Raw genomic sequence first — 24,181 nt, forward strand, 5'->3', positions numbered from 1 at the left:
CCTCTTTAATCATTCTATTCCCTATTATTATAACAAAAAATAATCCCTGGCTGACTACTACGTCGATCAGCCGGGGATTAATTATCACGAATGATTAAAATTGATCTTTCAACAGTTGTTCAATTTCACTTAGTCGTGGTTGGCGAGGATTACCTGGTGTTGTTTGATCATTGTAAACCAGATCCATTAATCCTGACAGCTCACGATCAAAATCTTCACGCTTAACGCCATTACCAGACAATGTCAAATTCATGTCTAACTTCGCAGCCAAGTCCTTAATCTTACGAATTAAGGCAGACACTAATTCGGCATCATTCTTTCCTGTCAACCCAATATGACGGGCAATATCGGCGTAATCTTTTTGTGCCGTGTATGTTTCATAACGTGGGAATGGTGTCCGCTTAACATTACCAGTCACACCATTAAATTTAATCACATGTGTCATTGCAATTGAAATTGCCAAGCCGTGTGGCAAACCAAACGCACCACCTGTCTTGTGGGCAATCGCATGATTCAATCCCAAGAAGGCATTTCCAAATGACATACCAGCTAAGGTTGAAGCATAGTGCATCTTTGAACGTGCTAATTCACCTTCCTTAGTTGGATGCTTTGCATCATAGTGGTATGAAGACTCCAAATAATCAAAAATCAGCTTGATAGCTTGCAATGCCCATGGTCGTGTAAACTCTGATGACATGACTGAAACATATGATTCTAACGCATGTGATAATGCATCCATTCCTGAATAAGCAACAGTACGACTTGGGACTGTCATGACAAATTCTGGATCAACAATCGCAACTTGTGGTGTTAACTCATAGTCAGCTAGTGGATACTTCACATGTGTCTCATCATCAGTAATGACGGCAAATGGTGTCACTTCAGAACCTGTACCAGATGTCGTTGGAATAGCGACCATTTGCGTCAAGCGTTGGTGCTCAAACTTCACGATACGCTTACGAATGTCCATAAACTTTTGTGCTAATTGTTGGAATAACTCTTTTAGACCTTCATCATCATACAAAATACCCGGCTTTGTTGCTGAGTATTCATATAAGAAACGGGCAATTTTACCAGCATCTAGTGCTGAACCACCACCGAGCAATACAACTGTATCAGGCTTGAAATCCGCCATTTGGCGAGCAATATCAATGGCTTGTGAAATCGTTGGATCCGGACTAACTGATCCATAGAATGATGTTTTGACTTGATCTTCACGTAAAGAAAATTGATCCAAAATTCGGTCAACAAAACCAAATTTCACCATACCGGGATCGGCAACAATAAAGGCACGGTCAACATCTGGTAATTCTTGTAAATAAGTCACTGCATTTGCTTCGTAATAAATATCTTTTGGTAGACGAACCCACTGTGGGCGATTACGACGACGAGCAACGGTCTTAATATTTAACAAATCATAAGTTGATAAATTATGCGACAATGAATTCTTCCCCCAAGTACCAGTTCCAAGCGTTAGTGATGGTCGCAAAGCGTCTGTATAAATATCCCCAACCCCACCAATTGAATCAGGTTGGTTAACCAAAATACGAGATGCTTCGACTCTGTCTGCATATTCTTTAACAAAAGGATCGTCTTGTGCCCCAATTTGAATGGCAGCATTATGACCAGCCCCCTGATAGTTCAACAATGCGCGTACAATTTCAACAGCTTCATTACGATCTTGTGCTTTATAAATCGATAATAATGGACTTAATTTTTCTGATGACAACGGTTCCCCGATATGCCGCTTGTCAAGCTCAAATAACAAAACATCCTTATCGACTGGTAACTTTAATCCAGCTTGTTCAGCAATCCAACGACCAGAACGTCCAGCAACTGGACCCGTCACACCATAACCATCTGCCGTTGGTTTAAAAACAAAATCAGAAATTTTTTTATAGTCTTTCTTAGGTGTTAAATAAGCGCCCTGCTCTTGAAGCTTGCGTAACATCTCATCATAGATGCTAGCATCGATAACAACTGAATTTTCTGATGCACAAATCATCCCATTATCGAAACGCTTTGATAATAACAAATCAGAAACGGCTCGATCAACATTGGCCGTTTTGTCAACATATACAGCACCATTTCCAGCACCAACTCCCATTGATGGATTACCAGAATGCAATGCTGCATTGACCATTGATGGACCACCTGTTGCTAAAATCGAAGCAATATTTGGATTTTTAATTAAAGCATTCGTCGCATCAATTGATGGTGTTTCGATCCACTGCACAAAATGTTTTGGTGCACCTGCTGCTAACGCTGCTTCGTAGACAATCTTAGCTGCATGAGCAGAAGATTTTTGTGCTTGCGGATGGAACGCGAAAACAATCACGTTACGTGTTTTAGCCGTCAACATTGATTTGAAAATCGTTGTTGATGTTGGGTTGGTCGTTGGTACGATTCCAGCTAGAATACCAAGTGGTGCAGCTAATTCAACCTTACCCCTGATTTTATCTTCAGAAATCACACCCACTGTTTTATCATTCTTGATTGCGTTATATACAGATTCAGAAGCAAATCGGTTTTTCGTATCTTTATCTTCGATAACACCGCGTCCAGTTTCCTCATATGCTTCATGAGCAAGAAGTAAAGCATTTTCAGAACCTGCCAATGCCATGGCTGCGACAATTTTATCAACTTGCTCTTGCGTGTAAGTTTCAAATTCTTGTAAAGCAACAGCTGCCTGATCAACTAATTTATTAGTCATTTCTTCTGCAGCTGCATAGTGTGCTGCTTTTTCTTCAGGTGTCAGTACTTTTTTCTTTTTCATCGTAGTAGTCATTGTATTTACCTCTCAAATGGTTTAAAACAAATTAACTTTGCTCATCTTTTAACAATGTTAATTATAGCAAATGCACAACCTGTGTCAACACTTTAAATCGCAATTAATCAAGCTTTCATTGTTTTTTTCATTATAATCAGTAATTATTAAAATTAAAATTTTCCCTTATATTGCTCATCTTTTAACAAATAAAACGCTTACATTTTTGCGAACTATCTCTTTTATAAAAATGTTTTTTGTCAGTAAAAAAGCCACGAAATTATCACTGAATTTCGTGACTTAAAAAAATATCATAAATTTTTTTACTATAATTTGACAATTAATTGCATTTATTTTTTATTATAAATAATCATTAGTTATCGTAAGGTATCAATTAGATTCTTTTGTGAGGCTTGTCTTGCAGGTAAAATACCAAAAATGATACCGACAGCTGAAGAAATACCAACCGCTAAGATAAATGATTCAAATGTGACAGTTGCCTTAAATGGAAATACTAACGATATTAAACTAACTAATCCCCATCCAAATAAGAACCCAATCAAACCACCACTTAGTGTCAGCATAACCGATTCGAGTAAAAATTGTAACATAATATTACTTGGCTTGGCTCCAACTGCTAATCGAATCCCAATTTCTTGTGTACGTTCTGAAACGGAAATATACATCATATTCATAACACCAATACCAGCAATAAACAGAGAAATAGCTGCGATAGCACTAATAAAATATGTTAACGCATTAAACATCGTTTTAATTTTACGCAGTTCACTCCCAATATCGGTATATGAATAACTACCATCATATCGACTCTGACCATTCTTTTTTAAAAATGATGTAATACTTTTAGCAGCTGACTTAACATCGCTACCTTTCTTAAAAGTTATTTGTAATGAATCACCTTTTTGTGCACCATCCGAAGAATTAAACACCGTTTTAGGTAAAATGACATTAACTTCTCTATCCAAAAAATCACCTTTCCGATGATTAAAAGTACCTACTATCTCATATGTTTGATTTGAAATCTCAATACTAGTACCAATTGCGTTTTGACTGTTACCATAATCATTTTTTGCAAGGCTTTTACTAATTAACGCAACCGAGCGGCCATCAATATTATCTCTCCTTGTTATGTTATGACCGTTCACAACATCATACTGGTTAGAATTTCCTTTAACTAAACCAATATTAAAAAGTTTATTATGATTACCCAAATTGCCATACATATTGATTTCTGAACCTATACTAGAGTGATCAATTTTAACTTTTTGAACATCTTTTGCAAAATTATTTTTAATCAAATTAACATCAATATCACTAAAGCCTTGTTTTCCCATACTAACACCATCATTTTGATAAAAATCAATTTCAGCAGTCACTTTACCATCGCTTGTGAAATTAAATTGTGACAGCATTTTATCTTTGATGCCATTACCTAAGGACATAATTGTAATGACTGCTCCCACACCAATTACAATTCCTACCATTGTTAATAGACTACGTTTAGGATTCGTCTTTAACGATTGCCATGCCGTCTTAAATAATTCAAAAAAAATCATGATTATACCGCCTTTTCATCCGAAATGATGTGGCCGTCTAAAATTTGAATCAAACGTTCTGCTTGATGACCAATTTTTTCATCGTGTGTAACTATAATAATAGTGGTATTTTGTTGCTGATTTAACTGTTTAAAAAGTGAAATTATTTCAGCAGAAGTTTGACTATCCAATGCTCCAGTCGGTTCGTCTGCAATTAAAAATTGGGGTTTAGTAATAATTGCTCGTGCTATTGAAACACGCTGCTGTTGTCCACCAGATAAATTTTTAGGTAATTCTTTCTCTATACCAGGCAACCCAACTTGTTGTAAAACATCTGCAACACTTTTTTTAATATTAGCTCGTTTAGCACCAGCATACAAAAGGGGTAACCCAATATTCTCTTGGACGGTTAAATTACTAATTAATTTAAAATTTTGAAATACAAATCCAACATTACTATTTCTTAATTTAGAAAATTGTGCCCGCGTATAATCGTGGATTGGTAAGTCATTATAAAAATAACTACCTTCAAACTGATCATCTAAAAAACCAATGATATTAATCAAAGTAGATTTTCCAGAACCAGATTGCCCCATAATTGCGACAAATTCACCTTCAGCAATGTCTAAATTAATGTCATGTAAAATATGAGTCAAAGATTGTCCTTGTTTGTAGAATTTATTGATATTTTTTAACTTAATCATCTAAGCTAACCTTACTTCCATCATGTAAATTTTTATCTGGATTAACGATAACCGTTTGTCCCAAATGAAGACCTTTTTCAACTTTGTAGTGCCCATTCTCCATTTTACCTGTAACTACTTTGGATGAAACAACATGCTTTTTATTTACCACATAGACACCATGATGTTGAACACTTGACATTGGTATTGATAAACCTAATTGCTTAACTGATGCACGCGCTGTCTGTCCATTCATAAAATGGCCATTAATAGGTGCCGTAACTTCATATTTTGTGTCATTAGCCTTACTTGTTGTCGTCGGCTCATTCGATATAAATTTAATTTTTGTATCAACACTTTCTTTTGAAGCCAATGCTGTAACTTTTAAATTAGCATTTGTTTTTACGTCAGCATAATCATACTCAGATACATTTGCTTTAAAAACTAAATCGTCGCTATATACCATAATATTGGGTTTATCAGTTTCAGTGTCATTAATAATGACCGTTCCAGTAAAAGGTGCAATTGCTGAACTGCTTACCTTGGTCTGTTCTCTTTGTAATTTCGTTTTTAATCTTGATAAGTCATCGTTTGCCTCATTATAGCTCGTTTGTGCTGTTGCAAGTTCTTCTTGATCATCTTGAGACTTTACAACATCCAGTTGGTGTTTTAAATCAGAGACTTTACGTTGTTGTTGCAAAATTTCTTGATTAAAATCATCGACATTATTTTGACTTACTTGACTATACATTGTCACAAGTGGTTGTCCTTCAGTAACATGGGCGCCATTATCAACTAAAATTTGTTGCACCTTTCCCTGTGGTAAAGTAATATGTTGCATTCGATCTGCCTTAATTTTACCAGTAAGAATTAAAGGTTTTAATTGAATGACCTTTGTACTTTTATATTCTGGTATATCATTCTTTTTTTGATGGATATTGTGATAAGTACTCAATGCAAAAATTATCATGATTATTAATACCAATAAACCGACATACTTAAATTTTTTAGAAGTTATTATATTTCTCATAGTTTTCCCCTAAATACCAAAGTGCTATAACCCATAAATTGTTGAAAGATATAACACAATTGAGTAAACTCCTTTACATCATATATATTAATTATTTTTTGATCTAATAAGTAAAATTACTACAGAAAATACTTGAGACGATATCAATGACCATCCAAAAATATCTTCTCTGCTCAATTAAATGTAATGAAAGCATTTACATTAACTATTATATCCTAAAAAACATTTTTTGAAATATGACTTTATTTAATGCTTAATATAAATTATTTTTTATAAAAATTGTATTTTAATGTTTTTTTGATATCGGCTACCACAATATTCAGACTTCAAAAAAGCAAATTTGAAAATGATGTCTGGAGATCAATGGTCAAAACTAAAAAAGCAGAAATAGATACTATCATATCCGTTTCTGCTGCTCATATTATTATGCTTGATTAATAAATTTTATAATTGATAAATAGCCATTTCTTATCATATGATACTGTATTAATAAGCGCTAACTAACTTCGTTTTACCTAACATGACTGAGCTTGTCACAACCGATAACGAACTCAATGCCATTGCCAAACCAGCTATTTCTGGACTCAAGACAATCCCCAGGCCATAGAACAGACCAGCTGCTAGTGGAATCCCTAACACATTGTACACAAACGCCCAAAAAAGGTTCAACTTAATACGATTGAACGTTTTTTTGCTTAATGATAAGGCCATCGCAACATCTCGCAAATCATTTTTAACTAGAACAATGCCTCCAGCATCAATGGCAACATCTGTCCCAGCACCCATTGCAATACCGACATCAGCGGTCGTTAATGCTGGTGCATCATTAATACCATCACCAACAAAGGCGACCGTTTGCGATTGCTGCAATGCCTTAATTTTATCAGCTTTTTCAGCAGGTAAAACACCTGCAATGACTTCATCAATACCAACTTCATTGGCAATTGCTTCGGCAACGTGTTCATTATCTCCGGTTAACATCACTGTTTTTAGGCCACGTGCTTTCAGCGTCGCAATGGCTACTGCCGACGTTTCTTTTGGCGTATCTTGAATAGCAATCAATCCGATGACCCGCTGCTGCAAACCAACGAGAACAACTGTCTTGGCGTCATTTTGTAATTGCGTCATCTTTTGTCGTAGCACATCTGTCATTGTCACATCTGTCAACAAATATTCATTACCCACAAAAGCCTGTTGTCCATCGACCGTTGCCACAACGCCCTTTCCTGATAAAGCTTTAAAATCAGTCACGGCTGATAATGTTAAGTGCTGCTCTTTTGCTGCTTGTATGACTGCCACTGCTAAAGGATGCTCTGAATTTGCTTCAAGTCGTGCGGCTAGTGTTAGTACTTGCTGCTGATCACCAATAATATCAGTTACTTTTGGTTGACCAACTGTTATCGTGCCAGTTTTATCAAAAACAATCGTATCAATATCATTAACTCGTTCGAGCACTTCACCACTTTTAATTAAAATGCCCATTTTAGCCCCACGCCCAGTCCCAACCATCAAGGCTGTCGGTGTTGCTAATCCAAGAGCACATGGACACGCAATTACAACGACTGATACAGCAAAAATTAATGAATTAGCGACATCATGCCCAATAAAGACATACCAAACAAGAAATGTTGCGATCGCAATAATCAAAACAATTGGTACAAAGATATCTGAAACACGGTCAGTTAATTGTTGGATTGGTGCATGACTCGACTGGGCTTTTTTTACCAAAGTCACAATCTGCGCCAACATCGTCTGATTACCAACTTTTTCTGCCTTAAAAATGAAAGTCCCTGTTGTATTGATGGTAGAGCCAATCACCTGATCACCAGTCTTTTTTTCAACCGGCATACTCTCACCAGTAACCATCGATTCGTCCACAGTTGAACTACCGGTAATCATCTGACCATCCACTGGAATCTTTTGGCCTGGTCTGACACGAATCAAATCACCTACGACGACTTCATCTAATGGCACTTGAATAAATTGACCATCTCGTTTAACTTCAGCATTTCGAGCCTGCAGATCCATCAATTTACTAATTGCCGAAGAAGTATTGTCTCGCATTTTTTCTTCGAGAACTTGTCCTAATAAAACAAACGTAATGACAAACGCCGCACTTTCAAAAAAAACAGCTTTACCAGTCAACATCGCATAAATACTATAAATATAAGCTGTTCCTGTGCCAACAGCAATCAGCGTATCCATATTTGAATGATGTTTTTGGAAAGATGCCCAAGCACTCGTTAAAAAAGGGCGCGCCGAAATCAACATCACAATCGTCGTCAAAACAAACATCGTCATCTGCCCACCTGGCAACATCCAACCAGTCAATGGCATGAGTATCATCTCCATTAACATTGGCAGTGACAATACGAATGATATCCAAAACCGTGTAGTCACTTTCATATGGTTCACCTACTTTATGATGACTTTACCTGAAAACATATCCATGCCACAACTAAATTTATATTCACCAGCTTTATCTGTCGCAATGGTCACTGTCTTGGGTTCATTAATTGGTAATGACTCACGAAATGCGAAATCATCCGAATGCACAACGTCTAAACACCCTTTATCATTAGTTCTAGTAAACGTTAATTCTGCAGGGATACCTTGCTTTAAATTCACAACACTTGGTTCATAGCCACCATTAACTGTTATATTAACCTTTTGTACATCATTCATGTTATTTTCTCCTTACTTAATAATAACCTTGCCGTGGAACATATCCATCCCACACGCCCATTCGTATTCACCAGTTTGACTCGTATCTATCGTAACCGTCGCCACTTGATTTTGTGGTAACGCTTGATTGATCCCAAAATCTGCAAAAACCACATGATCAAGACAACTTGATGCATCCGTCCTTGTAAAGTGCAATTGTGCAGGAACACCCTGCTTTAACACAACTTGTTCTGGTGAATAACCACCTTTAACCAAAATATCAACATCTTGTTTCTCACTGGTGACGGATGCCGTTTGCGTCTCTGTGGCATGTTTACCAAAAAACCACCAACTAATAAAGGCAATCAACGCGATGCCAACAATGAATACAACTAATTTCATCATTATTCCCCCTAAGGTGCACAATGTTCACATGAAACTGGCGCAATGCAGTCACAAGTTAGTGTTTCAGGTGCAGTAACTGCCTTTTGTGCCAGCATGTCTTGTAAACTAACAATGTCTGCCTGACTCAATGGCATATCAGTCATTAACTTTACTAAAGTTTGTCCTCGTTTCATACGACACAAACGATCAAAAGCTTCAGTTGTCATTTGGATCATTGCATCATCTTCAGTAATTAACGGATGATAAATAAAATGACGCCCCTCTTTACGTGTCATTAAAACCTTTTTTTGGACCAAACGCCGTAACAACGTCTTAATGGTTGATTCAGACCAATTTTTTTTACCACGAATGGCAGTAATAATTTCGTTACTGCTTGCTTCATGATATGTCCAAATAACACGCATAATCTCCCACTCAGCAGTGGACATGTCATTTGCTTGTGCCATGAAATTACCTCCCAATCACTTATGTTTACATCTGTAACCTAATTATACATTCTTTCATTTACAAACGTCAACTAAAAATGACTTAATGTTAAATCTCAACCATTAACCTATTTCACAACTGTTATTATAATCTGGGTGCAATCTTTTAAATCATATTTAAAGGTCGCCAACCCACCACTTCATAAAATGGTTAGATTGACGACCTATTCATACATGATACATAAAAACAATCTGGTCCTAATTAACGACCGAATTGACTCGTTTACCAAATCATCGTACGTTCACTTGGCTTCCGATACATACCATCACCTTCGTGAACGTCAAACGTGTCATAGAAATCATCAAAGTTTGACACAATGACATTGGTTCTTGCTTTATTTGGTGCATGCACATCAACTGCTGCAAAGTATTTCATTAGTTCTGGCCGAGCTTTCATTCGCCAAATAGTTGCCCAGCTTTCAAAAAATTCTTTTGCTGAGAATGTTTGTTGACGCTTTGCAGCCGCTAAAGCTGCTGCAAAGCCTCCTAAATCAGCAACATTTTCAGAAACAGTCAACTTACCATTAACTTTCGCACCATACGAATCTAATCCATCAAATTGGGTAATGATTTTTTGTGTGCGTTCTTTAAAGGCCGCATAATCTTCATCTGTCCACCAATTATTCAGGCTACCATGTTCGTCAAATGAGGCACCATTGGTATCAAAGGCATGTGAAATTTCATGTGCAATGACTGCACCAATACCACCATAATTAGCAGAATCCGATTGCTCTAAACTGTAAAATGGTGCCTGCAAAATCGCTGCAGGAAAAACAATTTGGTTTTGTTGTGGATCATAATAAGCATTCACCATGTGTGCTGGCATATGCCATTCCTCACGATCTACTGGTTGATGCCATTTTGCCCATGCACGTGCCACATTTTGCTGGGTAAATTTTTGCATGGCTTCGAATAACGTCGCATTGTCGTCAACAATCTTATCTTGATAATAGTCTGGCAATTTTTCAGGATAACCAATATGTGGTTTGATTGCATTCAACTTGACCACCGCTTGGTCACGCGTTGCTTGTTGTAACCAAGTCGTATTTTGTAAACGTTCTTTATAAACATCAATCATTGTTGCAACTTTATCTTCCACATCAGCCTTTGCTGCTGCAGAAAACTGATGATGTGCATACCATAGACCTAATGCTTGATTAAATGGCCCTTCTGCTAAATAATAAGCAGATTTTTGACGGCTTTTTGCTTCGGGTGTGCCAGACAATGCCCGACTAAAAGCACCACCTAGTATGCGAACTTCATCAGATAGGTAACCTGTATAACCATTCGCAATGTCAACAATCAATGTTGCTTGTAATAATGGCCAGGCTTCTTCAGAGAAAAACTGGTCAGACGCGTGCCAAAAACGTTCTTCTGGCACAACGACCATGTCTGGTTCTTCACCAATCATGCTGGTGACAATTTCATTTAATGGTAATGCTGGTGTTAATGCTGTAAAATCAGCCCACTTGTATGGTTTGTACAAATTCACATATTCAGCGGATTCTTCTTGACTCAAAACAACTTGCGCAACGCGCGCATCAAATGCGATTGCTTTATCTAGCAAGTCCTTAATTTCATCTGCATGAAATCCAAATTTAGGCAACAATTTTTCTTGGGATTCACGCCATTGCTTTAATAATGCTGCCCCTTGTGGGTGATCAGGCGCATAGTAAGTTGTATCCGGTAAAATCGTTCCTAAAGCATCTGCCCATAATACATAAGTTTGTGCATCCTTAAAATCTGGTGCAATACCTAGTGGCAAAGCATTTGGTAAGCCTTCTTTTTCTAATGCAACGATATGTTGTGCAAAATCAGCAAACGATTGAAAATTTTGGTAGCGCCGAATAATTGGCAAAACTGGCGTTGTTCCTAATTCATTACGCGTTTGCCAATCTGCTGCTAAACGATGATACTTAATAAAATTACGTAACACATCATCATCCGGTATATCCTTACCAGCTAGCCATTTGTCTGTTGTTGTTAGCATTAAATTTTCAATTTCATCAGCTAAATCAATAAAGCCACCTGTACGTGACTTATCATTTGGAATAACTGCCTGAGCTAGCCAATCTTCATTGATTGCTTCATAAAAATCATCTTGTCGACGTGTCCCCATTGTTTCACCTCAAATATTAATTTTTCTCATAGACTAAGATAACACAATTCGTGAAGTTCGAACATGTTTCCATATCTATTTTCAATAAGACCGCATTAAAAAAGCCGCACACAATGATATATACAAACATCACATGTATCCGACCTTGTTTAAATTATTCCGCTTGTTGCCATTTGCGAATTTGGTTGACAATATCAACCTTTAACTGCTTGTTTGCATCACTTGTCACTTGTTTCACAACATCATTCTTCAACTTATTCTGACTATCTGTATCATTAACAAAATCTTTATCCGTTTTCACTTTTTCAGCAACTCGTTTATTGATTTCATCACGTACTTTATCAGAAATTTTTGACTCATTGGTTTCAATTAATTTTTGTAGATCATCAACTTTACCAGCTGGAACAACATACCAACCCTCAGGAAGCGTTAATTGATATGTCGTATCACCCTTTTCTAACGTCTTTTGCCCTAACAGTAAGAAACGACGCCAAGTTGAATTTGCTTGATAAGTCATCACTGTTGTTTTTAAAGTCGCTTGCTTACCAGCAACAATTTTTGTCTGTGCTTGTTGCGTTAATGTCTGATATGTTTTGTCATTCGTCTTATAAGTATAACGTAAATGACCATTGCTCCCTTTTTCCGTCGTTATTAAATTAAATCCATCTACAGTAACAGCAGGCTGAATTTTTTGTGTTTTAGTGAATGGGACCTCAGCCATTAAAAAGTGGCGTTGTTGTGCACGCTGCAAACCTAACCCCATGAAAACAGTCAACAAAAGACCGATAACAATCGGTACCCATCGTATTTCATGATGTACAACACCTTGAATTGCTGCGTACGCTAGCAGCACAATTCCCAACACAAATAAGACAATCATTAACTTTCTCCTTAAAAACATATTCAACCATTACAAATTATAACAAAAAAAGCTTACAATCGCCAAGAAATAGCGATTGCAAGCTTTTATTTTATCATATTTCAACTAACCTGCGATGTTGATTACTTCTTTAAAGCAGTCCACTTCCAGTCAGTAAACTCTTCGATATCGCGTCCCTCATTACGAGTAACATCGAAGTGCTTTGCCAAGATAGCATCCATCTTTTCGTCAAAGGCCTTTGCTTCATCAGCATTAATAACACCCTTGTCAGCCAAGATATTTGCAGCTTCCTTAGCTTGGTGGAAACGATCCAACTCTGAGTATACACGCATGTCATAAGTTGTTGTGATGTCACCATCTTCACGGTAACCGTGAACATGAGCACCTAAGTGTTGACGCTCGTAGAAGATTGATTCAATTAAGTCTTCGAAACCATGGAAGCCAAACATAACTGGTGTTCCTGACTCACCGAACAATGCTGTAAACTTTTCGTCTGACAAGGCACGTTCGTGGTTCATCTTACCATTCTTGTTTAGCAAACGGTGCAATTCAACAACGTTTACGTAACGCATCTTAACAGCTGGGAAGGCTTCGTTGATCAAGTGCAATGCAGCAAGAACTTCGATTGTTGGTTCAACACCAGCAGATGCAAAGACGATATCAGCATCTTCACCTTCAGCAACAGTTGAAGCCCAATCGATTACCTTAACACCTTCGTTAGCCAATTCTTCAGCTTCTTCAACTGAGAACCATTGTTGACGAGGTTGCTTTGAAGCAACAATATGGTTAACCTTGTGACGTTCAGTAAATGCACGACCAAAGACAGCTAACAAAGTGTTACCATCAGCTGGCAAGTATTGACGAACAAAATCAACCTTCTTCTCAGCCAAGTGTGCCAATAGACCTGGATCTTGGTGAGTGTAACCGTTGTGATCTTGTTGGAAGGCTGTTGATGTTGAAATCAAGTTCAATGATGGGTAATCATTACGCCATGATTGTTCTGAGGCGTGACGTAGCCACTTGAAGTGTTGTGTGATCATTGAATCAACAACACGCAAGAATGACTCGTATGATGCGAATACACCAACACGACCAGTCAACGTATATGCTTCCAACCAACCTTCAGCTTGGTGCTCTGATAATTGAGCATCCAAGATACGACCTTCATGAGCCTCATGTTGATCGTTAGGTTCTTTCACTTCTTCCATCCATTGACGGTTAGTAATGTCGAACATACCCCACAAACGATTTGACATCGTCTCATCAGGTCCGAAGATACGGAATGATGTTGGGTTCAACTTTGATACTGCAGCAAAGTAGTTTGACAAAACGTTCATGTCCATGTTGCGGTTACCATCTGGCAATTCCGTTCCACGGTTATCAGCAGTAATCTCGTTGGCAAAGTCCTTCCAATTTGGCAAAGCCAAATTAGTAGCAGCTTCACCGCGACGACGACCACCATTAGTAACAGGGTTAGCAGCCATACGCTTATCACCCTTTGGTGCCATTGCAGCAATTTCTGCCTTCAATGAGCCATCAACATTAAACAATTCAGCTGGCTTGTATGAATTCAACCATTCTTCAAATTCAGGCAAAGTATCCAACTTATTTTGTGCCAAAGGAAGTGGTACTTGGTGAGCACGGAATGAGTTTTCAATTGGCTCACCGGCTGCGTTATGAGTTGGGCCACCCCAACCCTTTGGCAAGCGAGCAATGATGACTGGCCATGCAGCAACTTCACCATCAATATAGCGGCCTTCTTCACGGGCAGCTTTTTGAATTGCTTGGATGTCTTCGATAGCTTGGTCGAATACCTTAGCAGCCAACTCGTGGTATGCCATGTAGTCATGGATATCATCGTTTTCAATGAAACGTGGTGAGTATCCCAAACCTTCAAAGAACTTTGTGATTTCTTCATCACTCATACGTGAGAAGATTGTTGGGTTTGAAATCTTAAATCCGTTCAAGTCCAAGATTGGCAAAACAGCACCATCATTCTTAGGATTTAAGAACTTGATTGAATGCCATGATGTCATTGAAGGACCAGTTTCAGCTTCCCCATCACCAACAACTGCAAAAGCAATTTGGTCTGGGTTATCCAAAACAGCACCAGTTGCGTGAGATAGTGAGTAACCTAATTCACCACCTTCATGCAATGAACCTGGTGTTTGTGCAGTCATGTGTGATCCAATTCCACCAGGGAATGAGAATCGCTTGAACAAACGTGCCATACCATCAACATCTTGTGTAATTTCAGGATAGTTTTCAGTATAAGTACCGTCCAAGTATGAATTCGTAACCATTACTTGGCCACCATGACCAGGTCCACCAATGTAGAACATGTTCAAGTCATACTTGTTGATCAAACGGTTTGCATGTGCATACAAGAATGTTTGTCCTGAGATCGTTCCCCAGTGACCAATTGGCTTAACTTTAACATCGTCCGCTTGGATTGGTGTGTTAGTTACTGAAAACAATGGGTTGCTCTTCAAAAAGATCATACCTGCTGAAAGGTAGTTGCTGGCACGCCACCAAGCATCAACCTTTGATAGATATTCCTTTGAATCAAAATCTACTGCCATTTTGATGAAATCTCCTTTTACTTTTGAGAAAGGTTCAATCGCAGAAGTCATCTTCTGGATTACATTATTATAATAACAGATTTCCAAATCAGGTACAATAAAAAACTCCTAATTGGACCGTCCCAATTTTGTAACAATTTTTTATCTGTTATTCACCGTCTAAACTCACGAAACTGTTGTAACGCATGTATTCATAATGTACGCGCATTTGACCAACTTCAAAGGGAGTCCCATCGTCTAAAAAGTACACACCTGCCATCACCCCAACTGGTTCAGTTGGTTTCAAATGCAAATATGCCTGATCCTCTTCACTTGATGGTTCCGCTGTAACGGTCATGAATGACTTAGTCACCGCTTTGTTCGTTGTCTGCTCTGCATATTGAAACATGGAATGCGTCATATCTTCTGCTGTTAACATTGGCAATAATTTCACTGGAATCACTGCGTTTTCAATCATAAATACCTTGTCCTGCAAGGTACGAAGACGCTTAATACGATAAACTTCTTCGTCTGATTCTAAAAACAGGGCTTCACGGTCTTCCTCATTGGCAATTTCTTTTTCAAACACAAGTAATTTAATTGCTGGTGTCTCACCTTTAAAGCGAAATGAATCTGATACCCCTAAGTTTTGACCAACGGCATGAAACATCCCCTGATTTTTTAAATATAATGGATTAACAAATGTCCCCGAACCACGCTTTTTAAAAATAATGCCTTGTTGCACCAATACATTGAGGGCTCGTTTGATCGAACTTCGTGAAACAGCGTACGAGCTAGCCAAAGACCGCTCATCTGGTAATTTTAAATCAGGAAATTCCTGATTATTGATCCGCCTATTTAAATCGTTGAGCACTTTCATATACAGTACTTCTTTAGCCATGTTGAACCTCCTGTTCACTACAAGTTACAATCATAACATAAAAGTGGTCCAACCAAAACAAGGTCAGACCACTTTTATGAAATGATTTTATTTTACAATTGGTTTATCACGCATCAGCATCTTGTCGCTGCCGTAACAATCTTGTTAAAGTCAACGCAATAACAACTAGCACTGTGGCTATCCAAAAAGTAACATGAATTCCCGCTAAATCAGCTGAAGACTGCGTTTGCCCTGCTTTAACACTCGCTGAGGTTAAGCCGTATGCTGTAATCAACGCGGCTGTCCCAAATGATGCAGCAACTTGACGAATCGTCGTATAAACAGCTGAACCATCTGGTACCATGGCTATCGGTAATGAATTAAATGCTTCCGTTTGAATTGGCATCGTCACCATAACCAACCCTAACTGGCGAATCAATTGACCAACTGCTGGCAACCATAATGGTGAATCCAATTGCAGGTTAGCTAAAATAATTGTCCCTAAGACAACAATCCCTAGTCCAATTGGTGCTAAACGACGTGCCCCAAATTGATCATACCATTTACCTGAAGTTGGCGATAAAATAGCCGTAATCAACGCACCAGGTAATAGGATCAGTCCAGAAATCAATGCTGATTCACCACGTACCGTTTGCATGTACAATGGTAACATTAATGCCCCACCATATAAGGCACACATCAAGACAACATTAATAATGGTTGCAACTGTAAAATTATGATAATGAAATACATCAAAGTTCAGCAATGGATTTTTCGCATGCGTTTGTTGGTAAACAAAGAGCGTCGTAACCATAATACCAACAAGTAAAAATCCCCATACATTTGGACTTGTCCATTGACCATCCCCTGCGTTTGAGAAACCATACAGTAAACTACCTAATCCAATACTTGACAATAACACACCTAAGAAATTAAACTTTAAAAACTTTTGTGTGCCCAAATTGTCTAATAGGAAGAAAGCCAAAATTAAATCTAAAAAGATAAATGGCGCAATACCCCAAAATAGCCAACGCCATGAATGACTAGAAACAATAAATCCAGATAATGTTGGTCCAATGGTTGGTGCAAAATTTAAGGCTAAGCCAATGATTCCCATTGCCTCACCACGACGATTAGCCGCAAAAATATTCATCACCACCACGTTCATCAATGGTCCGAAAATACCTGCACCAGCAGCTTGGACCATTCGACCTAAAATTAAGATAAAATAAGTTGGTGCAAAACCTGCAATTAAAGTTCCAATAGCAAAAATCAATAACGCACTAAGGTATAACGTCCTTGTTTTCAAACGTTGAATCAGAAAAGCTGTTAGCGGGACCATAATACCGTTAACCAACATATACCCATTTGTCATCCATTGACCCAGTGCTGTTGAAATTTTAAAATCTGCCATGACTTGTGGCAATGCTGTATTCATTAACGTCTGATTTAAAAATCCTAGAAAAACACCGACCATCAATATTAATAGGACACCACGTTCCTTTTTTGATATTGAATTCACATATCCACCCCTTTTTTAAAAAATTAGTAATCTTTTTGTTGCCATTCAAGTTCAAATTGTGTGACAAAATCGTGCATTATCCGGTCTCTTTTGACACCAATTCGTTGTCCTTCTTTCGTATTCAAATAATCTTTGAGCAAAAAAAGTTTTTCATAAAAATGATTCATAATGGTCTCACCATCTGCTTGACGGTACTCTGACTTTGTCTTTACCTGACGTGGTTTAATATCAGGATTATATAGTTCATGTCCATGAGCAACACCATATTGAATCACTCGTGCAATGGCAATTGCCCCTATCGCATCTAATCGATCTGCATCTTGCACGATTTGACCCGCTAACGACAACGATACTGGCTGACCAAATCGTTGTTTACTCCATGACATATTGTCAATAATTGTAAAGATTTCCATTTGACGACTCTTGGTAACTTGATTAGTTGTTAACATGTCTACAACGGCTGCTTTCGCCCCAGCCACATCTGCAAACAACTTATCATCGTACGTATCATGTAAAAGTGCAGCTGCTTGAGCAATAAATGCATCGGCTGTTGGTTCCGTTGTTAAAATGTGTCGCGTCATGTTGAACACTCGATCAATGTGTGTCATATCATGTCCCGTTTTGTCCTTAGACAAGGTTCGTTCAGTAAACGTTCTAATAGCCACTAATTGTTCTACTTCCTGCTGATTCATAACCCGATCTCCAATCGTTATAACGTGTCACTGTAACCAACGTCGTCACTAGTCTCATTCATCAACTGAGCGAATATCAGAAAATTGGCCATGCACAAATTCAGCCAGTGCAACAGCATCAAGACGAACCGAGCGACCAACTTCACCGGCTGAAACCGTAATCGTCCCAGCTTCTTTGGCACTATTATCAAAATAAATTGGAAATTTCTTCGTTTGCCAAATACCGACTGGGTTATTTGCACCATGAATATAGCCAGTTGTTTTTTGTAAATTTTTGGTTGGAATCATGGTCACTTTTTTATTACCCGATACCATTGCCAACTTTTTTTCATTTAAATGATTATCAACCGGTACAATGCCAATCACTGGTCCGGTGACGTTACCCTCTAATGCCAATGTTTTATAAATGTCATGATCTGTTAACCCATAGGCATCTAACTCTGCTTGATCACGATTCATACCTCCTGAAAAAACAATCGTTTCATAAGGAATATTTGCTTTATCTAAAATTTGCTCAACAAGAATTTTCTTAATACGTGCTTTCTTTGACATCTTGTTTCTCCTTCACTCTCTGTCCTTTTTAATATACGCCATTCTGTTGACTTAGAAAAGTAACATCCCTTAAAAACGTAAAAATAACGACACTAGCCTGCTGTCGCTATTCAAAAGAAGAGTGTCTGACAAAACACGTTTAAAGGCGCTAATCTACCAATCAAAATTGATAGATTAGCGCCTTTTTCAGCTGATCATAACGACTTATGTCTCAGCCCCCTCTAAAAAGATTGCTGCCTAACTATTCTAAAATATTGTCGTCTGACACTATTTTATGGTGCTTATTTTGCTTACTTCATGCATTTTTTATCCAAGTGTCTTATCTGATTTGCGTAATCTCTTTTCAAATAAATTCAACAAACGGCTAATACCAAATGTCAATATGAAATAAATCACAGCCGTGATAATTAGAGGTATAAACGGTTTAAATGATGCTCCTTGAACCACTGACGTCTGGAAGGTCAACTCACCAACACCAATAACAGAAACAACTGAACCTTCCTTAATAACTGTTACAAATTCGTTACCTAAGGCTGGCAAAATATTTTTAATGGCTTGTGGTAAAATCATAAATCGCATTGTTTGATTCTTTGTGAAGCCTAATGAACGTGCTGCTTCAGTCTGCCCATCGGGTACCGCTTGAATACCTGAACGAATAATTTCGGCGACATAAGCTGCTGAATTCAAAAACATCGCAATCGCACCAGCTAAAAAGCTTGAAACATGTAATCCAATGGCTTGTGTCCCAAAGTAAACAATAAAGACTTGAATCAACAAAGGCACACCACGAACAGCTTCAATATATGCTGACGCTAACCACTTTAATGGCTTGATTGTTGATAATTTCATGAGTGCAAACAAGATACCTAAAATAATACCAAAGAAGACCCCAATGACAGCCAACCCAATCGTGTAGAATGTTCCCTTAACAAAGTATGGTGCATACTTAGAAACAAATGATTCTTTTTTATTCATTATCTTAATAGCGTTATCTTGCATTTTCTGCAACGGTGCCCCAATCACATGGTCAGTTAATATCTTATTAACTTTTGCTTGTAATACTGTGGCATTTTTGTTCATAACAACTGATGACCCATTAGAAATACCTGGCAATTTTGCTGGTGACACGGCAAATTGATTACTTTGATCTAGATAACTTTTTGCAGTGGTACTTGCCACAACCACACCGTCAACCTTTTTTTGCGTTAACTGTGTTACTTCATCAGTAATTTTCTTCAACGAAACAACTTTTTTATCACTGATTTCATGTGCTAAATCATCTTGTTTTGATGAGACTTGTGCTGCTAATTTTGCTTGGCGGATTTGCTTCAACGTTGCCCATTTGTCTTTGTTTTGCTTTAATGTTAAAACAACATTTTTATCAACAAAGTACGGCTTTGAAAAATTGACTTCTTGCTCACGTTCTGGAGTACTTGTCATCCCCGCAACAACAATATCCACCTTGCCTGTTTTCACAGCACCCAACAAAGCATCAAAACTCATCTCTTGAATTTCCGTCTTAACGCCTAATTGCTTACCAATTTCACGCGCAACGTCAATATCAAAACCAACAATTTTATCTTGCCCATTTTCAGTTGTATGGAACTCATAAGGCGCATAGTCTGCTGAAGTTCCAACGACTAATTTACCTGATTTTTTTATTCGCTCTAAGGTTGGATCTGTTTGTGCAGCACTAACAGTATGCATATCAAAGATACCTAACCCACTAGCCATGACTAAGCCAAAGGCCATCACTGCCATGATCAGCTTTTTCACCCATTTAATCATCATTCAAATTCCTCTCTTACAACATCTTTGCTAAGAAATTCTGCGCACGTTCTGAATTAGGATTTTCAAAAAAGCCTGCCGGACTATCGTATGCAGTCATTTCACCATCACTCATAAACCAAATTTTTGAAGCAACTTCACGCGCAAAGCCCATTTCATGTGTCACGACCAACATTGTCATGCCTTCTTGCGCTAACTCACGCATCGTCTTTAATACTTCACCGACCATCTCAGGATCTAACGCAGAGGTTGGTTCGTCAAATAACATAATTTTGGGATTCATTGCTAATGCACGCGCAATAGCCACACGTTGTTGTTGACCGCCAGATAATGATGCTGGATAAACAGCCGCTTTGTCAGCCACCCCAACTTTTGTCAAAAATTGTTGCGCAATCTGCGTTGCTTCACTATCTGCAATGCCTTTCACTTTCAACAAAGCAATTTTCACATTATCTAATACCGTCATATTCGGAAACAAATTAAAACTTTGGAAAACCATCCCCAAATCTTGACGAATTTTATCAAGATCCGATTCAGTGGCTTTCGTAATATCTTGGTCTTCAAAAATAACCGCCCCTGATGTTGGATGTTCTAGCATATTTAATTCTCGTAATAATGTTGACTTACCAGTTCCTGATGGTCCTAAAATTGCAATCACATCGCCCTCTTCAACTTCAGCATTAATTGACTGCAAGACCGTATTCTTACCATACTCTTTGTGTAAATTTTTAATTTCTAAAATTGCCATATTTCCTCTCCCATTCACTGCTGATTAATAAATCTTAACAGTAATTGAAATTATATGCAATAATTTCCTCAAAAAACCCTTAAAATACCCCAATTTATTCAAAAAACCGAATATATACACAAATGTGTGTTATATCCAGCTTCTTTTTTAAAATATTTTTCGCTTTAGCTATCATTAACCAAATGATTTATCAGACTTATGTAATTGCTTTTCAAATAAGTTCAACAGACGACTAATACCAAAAGTTAACACAAAATAAATAACTGCTGTAATTAGCAATGGTAAGAATGGTTTGAATGATGCTCCCTGAACCACTGATGTTTGGAAGGTCAACTCACCGACCCCAATGACAGAGACAACCGAGCCTTCCTTAATCACTGTCACAAATTCGTTTCCTAAGGCTGGTAAAATATTCTTAATCGCTTGTGGTAAAATCATAAACCGCATCGTCTGGTTCTTTGTAAAACCTAGTGAACGTGCCGCTTCAGCTTGTCCATCGGGTACCGCTTGAATACCTGAACGAATAATTTCCGCGACATAGGCTGCTGAATTCAAAAACATCGCAATCGCTCCGGCTAAGAAGCTTGAAACATGAATACCAATCACCTGAGTACCAAAGTAAACAATAAAAACTTGAATCAACAAAGGCACGCCACGGACCGCTTCAATATAAGCAATTGCCAACCATTTCAATGGTTTGATCGTTGACATTTTCATCAAGGCAAACAAAACACCTAAGATAATACCAAAGAAGACACCAATAACTGCTAACCCAACCGAATATTCCGTTCCTTTAATAAAATAGGGCATGTACTTCTTAATAAATGAATCTTTTTGATTGGCTTGCTTAAAGGCTTTTTCTTGCCATTTATGTAATGGTGCCCCAATGACATGGTCAACTAATATCTTATCAACCTTCGTTTTTAAGACAGGCGCATTCTTATTCATAACCACTGAGACTGCATTACCTGTCTTCACAGGCAAATCTGCCTTAGTAATAGCAAACTGCTTGCTTTGACTCAAATAACTTCTAGCGGTTGTTTGTGCTACAACCACGGCATCAACCTTCTTTTGACTTAATTGCATCACGAGATCCGTCACCTTTTTAACTTGAACAAGCTTTTTATCTGTTAAGTCACCAGCTAAACTTGCTTGACTAGATGCCACTTGTGCTCCTAGTTTTGCATGCCGAATTTGATCGAGTGTTGCCCATTTATTTTTGTTTTGCTTTAAAGTTAAAATGACATTCTTATCATTATAATATGGTGTTGAAAAATTAACTTCTTTCTCACGTTCAGGGGTACTCGTCATCCCCGCAATCGCCATATCAATTTTTCCCGTCTTCACAGAGCCTAATAATGAATCAAAACTCATATCTTGCACAACTAACTTCACACCTAAATGTTTGGCAATCGTTCGTGCAACATCCATATCAAATCCTAAGATTTTATCTTGACCATTAACTGTCGCATGAAATTCATACGGCGCATATTCAGCAGCCGTTCCAACGACTAATTTACCTGATTTTTTAATTCGCTCTAACGTTGGATCAGTTTCAGCAGCATTAACTGTCGTTGTGCCCAAAATACCGATACCACTACTCATAAATATCCCAATCGCCATTAATAAGGTGACGATTTTTTTTATCCACTTCTTCATAAATAAAATTCCCTTCTTACAACATTTTGGCTAAGAAATTTTGTGCACGCTCTGAATTTGGTGATTCAAAAAAACCAATCGGGTCATCATATGCTGTCATCTCACCATCACTCATAAACCAAATTTTTGAAGCAACTTCACGCGCAAAACCCATTTCGTGTGTCACGACCAACATTGTCATACCCTCTTGTGCTAACTCACGCATCGTCTTTAATACTTCCCCAACCATCTCAGGATCTAACGCAGAGGTTGGTTCATCAAATAACATAATTTTAGGATGCATTGCTAATGCGCGGGCAATGGCCACACGTTGTTGTTGACCACCAGAAAGCGATGCTGGATAAACGTCACTTTTTTCTGCCACCCCAACTTTGTCTAAAAATTGCTTTGCCGTTGTGGTTGCTTCACTATCAGATAATCCCTTGACCTTTAATAATGCAATTTTCACATTATCTAATACCGTCATATTTGGGAATAGATTAAAGCTCTGAAAAACCATACCTAAATCTTGACGTATCTTATCTAACCCTGACTCATTTGCCTTCGTAATATCCTGATTTTCAAAAATAACCGCCCCTGATGTTGGATGTTCTAGCATATTTAATTCTCGTAATAATGTCGATTTCCCTGTACCCGATGGTCCAAGAATTGCAATCACATCGCCCTCTTCAACTTTGGCATTAATTGACTGCAAGACCGTATGCTTACCGTACTCTTTATGTAAATTTTTTATCTCTAAAATTGCCATCACGCTACTCCCATTCGTTATTTATGAATAAATATTAACAAGTAATGAGAATTTATGCAATGAAAAACTAATATTTTCTTTAAAAACTTTTATTTATACAAAAAACAGTGAATATATGCACGTTATTATGCACATATTCACTGTTTTTAGAATAGAATTTCTGTTTTAAGCTGCTGCTTTTTGCTGACTATCAAAAATAATTTGCTTATTAGTCACAGCCATTGTTGCCATGTATGGTGTGCCTAATTTCATTGATTCCCCTTTAGCATTTAACAAGAAATCAAATGACGCTAACGTCTTCATCGCTTCGTAAACCGTTTCACGATCTAACATTGTCGCTGGATGCTTAATTTTGATGACTGATAGCTTTTTTGATGTGTCAGTATCCTTACCATCAAGTGCCATAAATGTTAATTCTAATACTTGGTTCATATTAATCATC

General features: G+C 37.8%; 20 protein-coding genes. All 20 read right to left on the minus strand.

What is annotated here, in order from left to right:
- Positions 1-94: 94 nt before the first annotated feature.
- Positions 95-2,788 carry a bifunctional acetaldehyde-CoA/alcohol dehydrogenase gene (gene adhE, locus ACSKY2_RS06125; RefSeq protein WP_489877119.1) on the minus strand — a complete coding sequence of 898 codons (2,694 nt, stop codon included), beginning with the start codon at positions 2,786-2,788 and terminating at the stop codon, positions 95-97.
- A gap of 356 nt (positions 2,789-3,144) precedes the next feature.
- A complete protein-coding gene (locus ACSKY2_RS06130) occupies positions 3,145-4,344 on the minus strand; it encodes an ABC transporter permease (RefSeq protein WP_489840634.1) in 1,200 nt (399 codons plus the stop codon).
- Between the two features lie 2 nt (positions 4,345-4,346).
- A complete protein-coding gene (locus ACSKY2_RS06135) occupies positions 4,347-5,027 on the minus strand; it encodes an ABC transporter ATP-binding protein (protein ID WP_489840633.1) in 681 nt (226 codons plus the stop codon).
- The gene (locus ACSKY2_RS06140) at positions 5,020-6,036 is read right to left on the minus strand and encodes an efflux RND transporter periplasmic adaptor subunit (RefSeq protein ID WP_489877120.1); all 1,017 of its coding nucleotides are present in this window, start codon (positions 6,034-6,036) and stop codon (positions 5,020-5,022) included. Before ACSKY2_RS06140 ends, ACSKY2_RS06135 begins: the two co-directional genes overlap by 8 nt.
- A 486-nt stretch (positions 6,037-6,522) precedes the next feature.
- Positions 6,523-8,442, minus strand: coding sequence for a copper-translocating P-type ATPase (locus ACSKY2_RS06145; RefSeq protein WP_489877121.1), 1,920 nt, complete (start codon positions 8,440-8,442; stop codon positions 6,523-6,525).
- Between the two features lie 9 nt (positions 8,443-8,451).
- Positions 8,452-8,721 (minus strand): cupredoxin domain-containing protein, encoded by a 270-nt coding sequence (locus tag ACSKY2_RS06150; protein WP_489877122.1) that lies wholly within the window; start codon positions 8,719-8,721, stop codon positions 8,452-8,454.
- Between the two features lie 12 nt (positions 8,722-8,733).
- Positions 8,734-9,102, minus strand: a complete 369-nt coding sequence (locus ACSKY2_RS06155; RefSeq protein WP_489878235.1) for a cupredoxin domain-containing protein — start codon at positions 9,100-9,102, stop codon at positions 8,734-8,736.
- Positions 9,103-9,113: 11 nt separating this feature from the next.
- A complete protein-coding gene (locus tag ACSKY2_RS06160; protein WP_489877123.1) occupies positions 9,114-9,551 on the minus strand; it encodes a CopY/TcrY family copper transport repressor in 438 nt (145 codons plus the stop codon).
- A gap of 262 nt (positions 9,552-9,813) precedes the next feature.
- The gene (locus tag ACSKY2_RS06165) at positions 9,814-11,709 is read right to left on the minus strand and encodes a M13-type metalloendopeptidase (protein WP_489877124.1); all 1,896 of its coding nucleotides are present in this window, start codon (positions 11,707-11,709) and stop codon (positions 9,814-9,816) included.
- A gap of 154 nt (positions 11,710-11,863) precedes the next feature.
- Positions 11,864-12,589, minus strand: coding sequence for a DUF4811 domain-containing protein (locus ACSKY2_RS06170; protein ID WP_489877125.1), 726 nt, complete (start codon positions 12,587-12,589; stop codon positions 11,864-11,866).
- 122 nt (positions 12,590-12,711) lie between these two features.
- On the minus strand, positions 12,712-15,171 hold the full coding sequence (locus ACSKY2_RS06175; RefSeq protein ID WP_489877126.1) for a phosphoketolase family protein: 2,460 nt from the start codon (positions 15,169-15,171) through the stop codon (positions 12,712-12,714).
- Between the two features lie 148 nt (positions 15,172-15,319).
- Positions 15,320-16,051, minus strand: coding sequence for a GntR family transcriptional regulator (locus tag ACSKY2_RS06180; RefSeq protein WP_489840622.1), 732 nt, complete (start codon positions 16,049-16,051; stop codon positions 15,320-15,322).
- Between the two features lie 106 nt (positions 16,052-16,157).
- Complete coding sequence (locus ACSKY2_RS06185; RefSeq protein ID WP_489877127.1) at positions 16,158-17,552, minus strand: MDR family MFS transporter; 1,395 nt, start codon at positions 17,550-17,552, stop codon at positions 16,158-16,160.
- Between the two features lie 23 nt (positions 17,553-17,575).
- On the minus strand, positions 17,576-18,244 hold the full coding sequence (locus ACSKY2_RS06190; RefSeq protein ID WP_489877128.1) for an HD domain-containing protein: 669 nt from the start codon (positions 18,242-18,244) through the stop codon (positions 17,576-17,578).
- Between the two features lie 54 nt (positions 18,245-18,298).
- Entirely contained in the window at positions 18,299-18,796 is a 498-nt protein-coding gene (locus ACSKY2_RS06195; RefSeq protein ID WP_489877129.1) for an aminoacyl-tRNA deacylase, read from the minus strand.
- 306 nt (positions 18,797-19,102) lie between these two features.
- The gene (locus ACSKY2_RS06200) at positions 19,103-20,584 is read right to left on the minus strand and encodes an ABC transporter substrate-binding protein/permease (RefSeq protein WP_489878236.1); all 1,482 of its coding nucleotides are present in this window, start codon (positions 20,582-20,584) and stop codon (positions 19,103-19,105) included.
- A gap of 16 nt (positions 20,585-20,600) precedes the next feature.
- Positions 20,601-21,332 carry an amino acid ABC transporter ATP-binding protein gene (locus tag ACSKY2_RS06205; protein ID WP_489840618.1) on the minus strand — a complete coding sequence of 244 codons (732 nt, stop codon included), beginning with the start codon at positions 21,330-21,332 and terminating at the stop codon, positions 20,601-20,603.
- Positions 21,333-21,506: 174 nt separating this feature from the next.
- On the minus strand, positions 21,507-22,991 hold the full coding sequence (locus ACSKY2_RS06210; protein ID WP_489877130.1) for an ABC transporter substrate-binding protein/permease: 1,485 nt from the start codon (positions 22,989-22,991) through the stop codon (positions 21,507-21,509).
- A 16-nt stretch (positions 22,992-23,007) separates the two neighbouring features.
- On the minus strand, positions 23,008-23,739 hold the full coding sequence (locus ACSKY2_RS06215; protein WP_489877131.1) for an amino acid ABC transporter ATP-binding protein: 732 nt from the start codon (positions 23,737-23,739) through the stop codon (positions 23,008-23,010).
- A 165-nt stretch (positions 23,740-23,904) separates the two neighbouring features.
- The gene (locus ACSKY2_RS06220; RefSeq protein WP_489877132.1) at positions 23,905-24,171 is read right to left on the minus strand and encodes a hypothetical protein; all 267 of its coding nucleotides are present in this window, start codon (positions 24,169-24,171) and stop codon (positions 23,905-23,907) included.
- Positions 24,172-24,181 lie beyond the last annotated feature (10 nt).

The sequence above is a fragment of the Weissella sp. ESL1156 genome (genome assembly GCF_058505625.1).

Bases quoted from the DNA above. Each gene is read 5' to 3' on its own strand.
- adhE (WP_489877119.1), bottom strand. From the start codon at position 2,788: ATGACTACTACGATGAAAAAGAAAAAAGTACTGACACCTGAAGAAAAA.
- ACSKY2_RS06130 (WP_489840634.1), bottom strand. From the start codon at position 4,344: ATGATTTTTTTTGAATTATTTAAGACGGCATGGCAATCGTTAAAGACG.
- ACSKY2_RS06135 (WP_489840633.1), bottom strand. From the start codon at position 5,027: ATGATTAAGTTAAAAAATATCAATAAATTCTACAAACAAGGACAATCT.
- ACSKY2_RS06140 (WP_489877120.1), bottom strand. From the start codon at position 6,036: ATGAGAAATATAATAACTTCTAAAAAATTTAAGTATGTCGGTTTATTG.
- ACSKY2_RS06145 (WP_489877121.1), bottom strand. From the start codon at position 8,442: ATGAAAGTGACTACACGGTTTTGGATATCATTCGTATTGTCACTGCCA.
- ACSKY2_RS06150 (WP_489877122.1), bottom strand. From the start codon at position 8,721: ATGAATGATGTACAAAAGGTTAATATAACAGTTAATGGTGGCTATGAA.
- ACSKY2_RS06155 (WP_489878235.1), bottom strand. From the start codon at position 9,102: ATGAAATTAGTTGTATTCATTGTTGGCATCGCGTTGATTGCCTTTATT.
- ACSKY2_RS06160 (WP_489877123.1), bottom strand. From the start codon at position 9,551: ATGGCACAAGCAAATGACATGTCCACTGCTGAGTGGGAGATTATGCGT.
- ACSKY2_RS06165 (WP_489877124.1), bottom strand. From the start codon at position 11,709: ATGGGGACACGTCGACAAGATGATTTTTATGAAGCAATCAATGAAGAT.
- ACSKY2_RS06170 (WP_489877125.1), bottom strand. From the start codon at position 12,589: ATGATTGTCTTATTTGTGTTGGGAATTGTGCTGCTAGCGTACGCAGCA.
- ACSKY2_RS06175 (WP_489877126.1), bottom strand. From the start codon at position 15,171: ATGGCAGTAGATTTTGATTCAAAGGAATATCTATCAAAGGTTGATGCT.
- ACSKY2_RS06180 (WP_489840622.1), bottom strand. From the start codon at position 16,051: ATGGCTAAAGAAGTACTGTATATGAAAGTGCTCAACGATTTAAATAGG.
- ACSKY2_RS06190 (WP_489877128.1), bottom strand. From the start codon at position 18,244: ATGAATCAGCAGGAAGTAGAACAATTAGTGGCTATTAGAACGTTTACT.
- ACSKY2_RS06195 (WP_489877129.1), bottom strand. From the start codon at position 18,796: ATGTCAAAGAAAGCACGTATTAAGAAAATTCTTGTTGAGCAAATTTTA.
- ACSKY2_RS06200 (WP_489878236.1), bottom strand. From the start codon at position 20,584: ATGATTAAATGGGTGAAAAAGCTGATCATGGCAGTGATGGCCTTTGGC.
- ACSKY2_RS06205 (WP_489840618.1), bottom strand. From the start codon at position 21,332: ATGGCAATTTTAGAAATTAAAAATTTACACAAAGAGTATGGTAAGAAT.
- ACSKY2_RS06210 (WP_489877130.1), bottom strand. From the start codon at position 22,991: ATGAAGAAGTGGATAAAAAAAATCGTCACCTTATTAATGGCGATTGGG.
- ACSKY2_RS06215 (WP_489877131.1), bottom strand. From the start codon at position 23,739: ATGGCAATTTTAGAGATAAAAAATTTACATAAAGAGTACGGTAAGCAT.
- ACSKY2_RS06220 (WP_489877132.1), bottom strand. From the start codon at position 24,171: ATGAACCAAGTATTAGAATTAACATTTATGGCACTTGATGGTAAGGAT.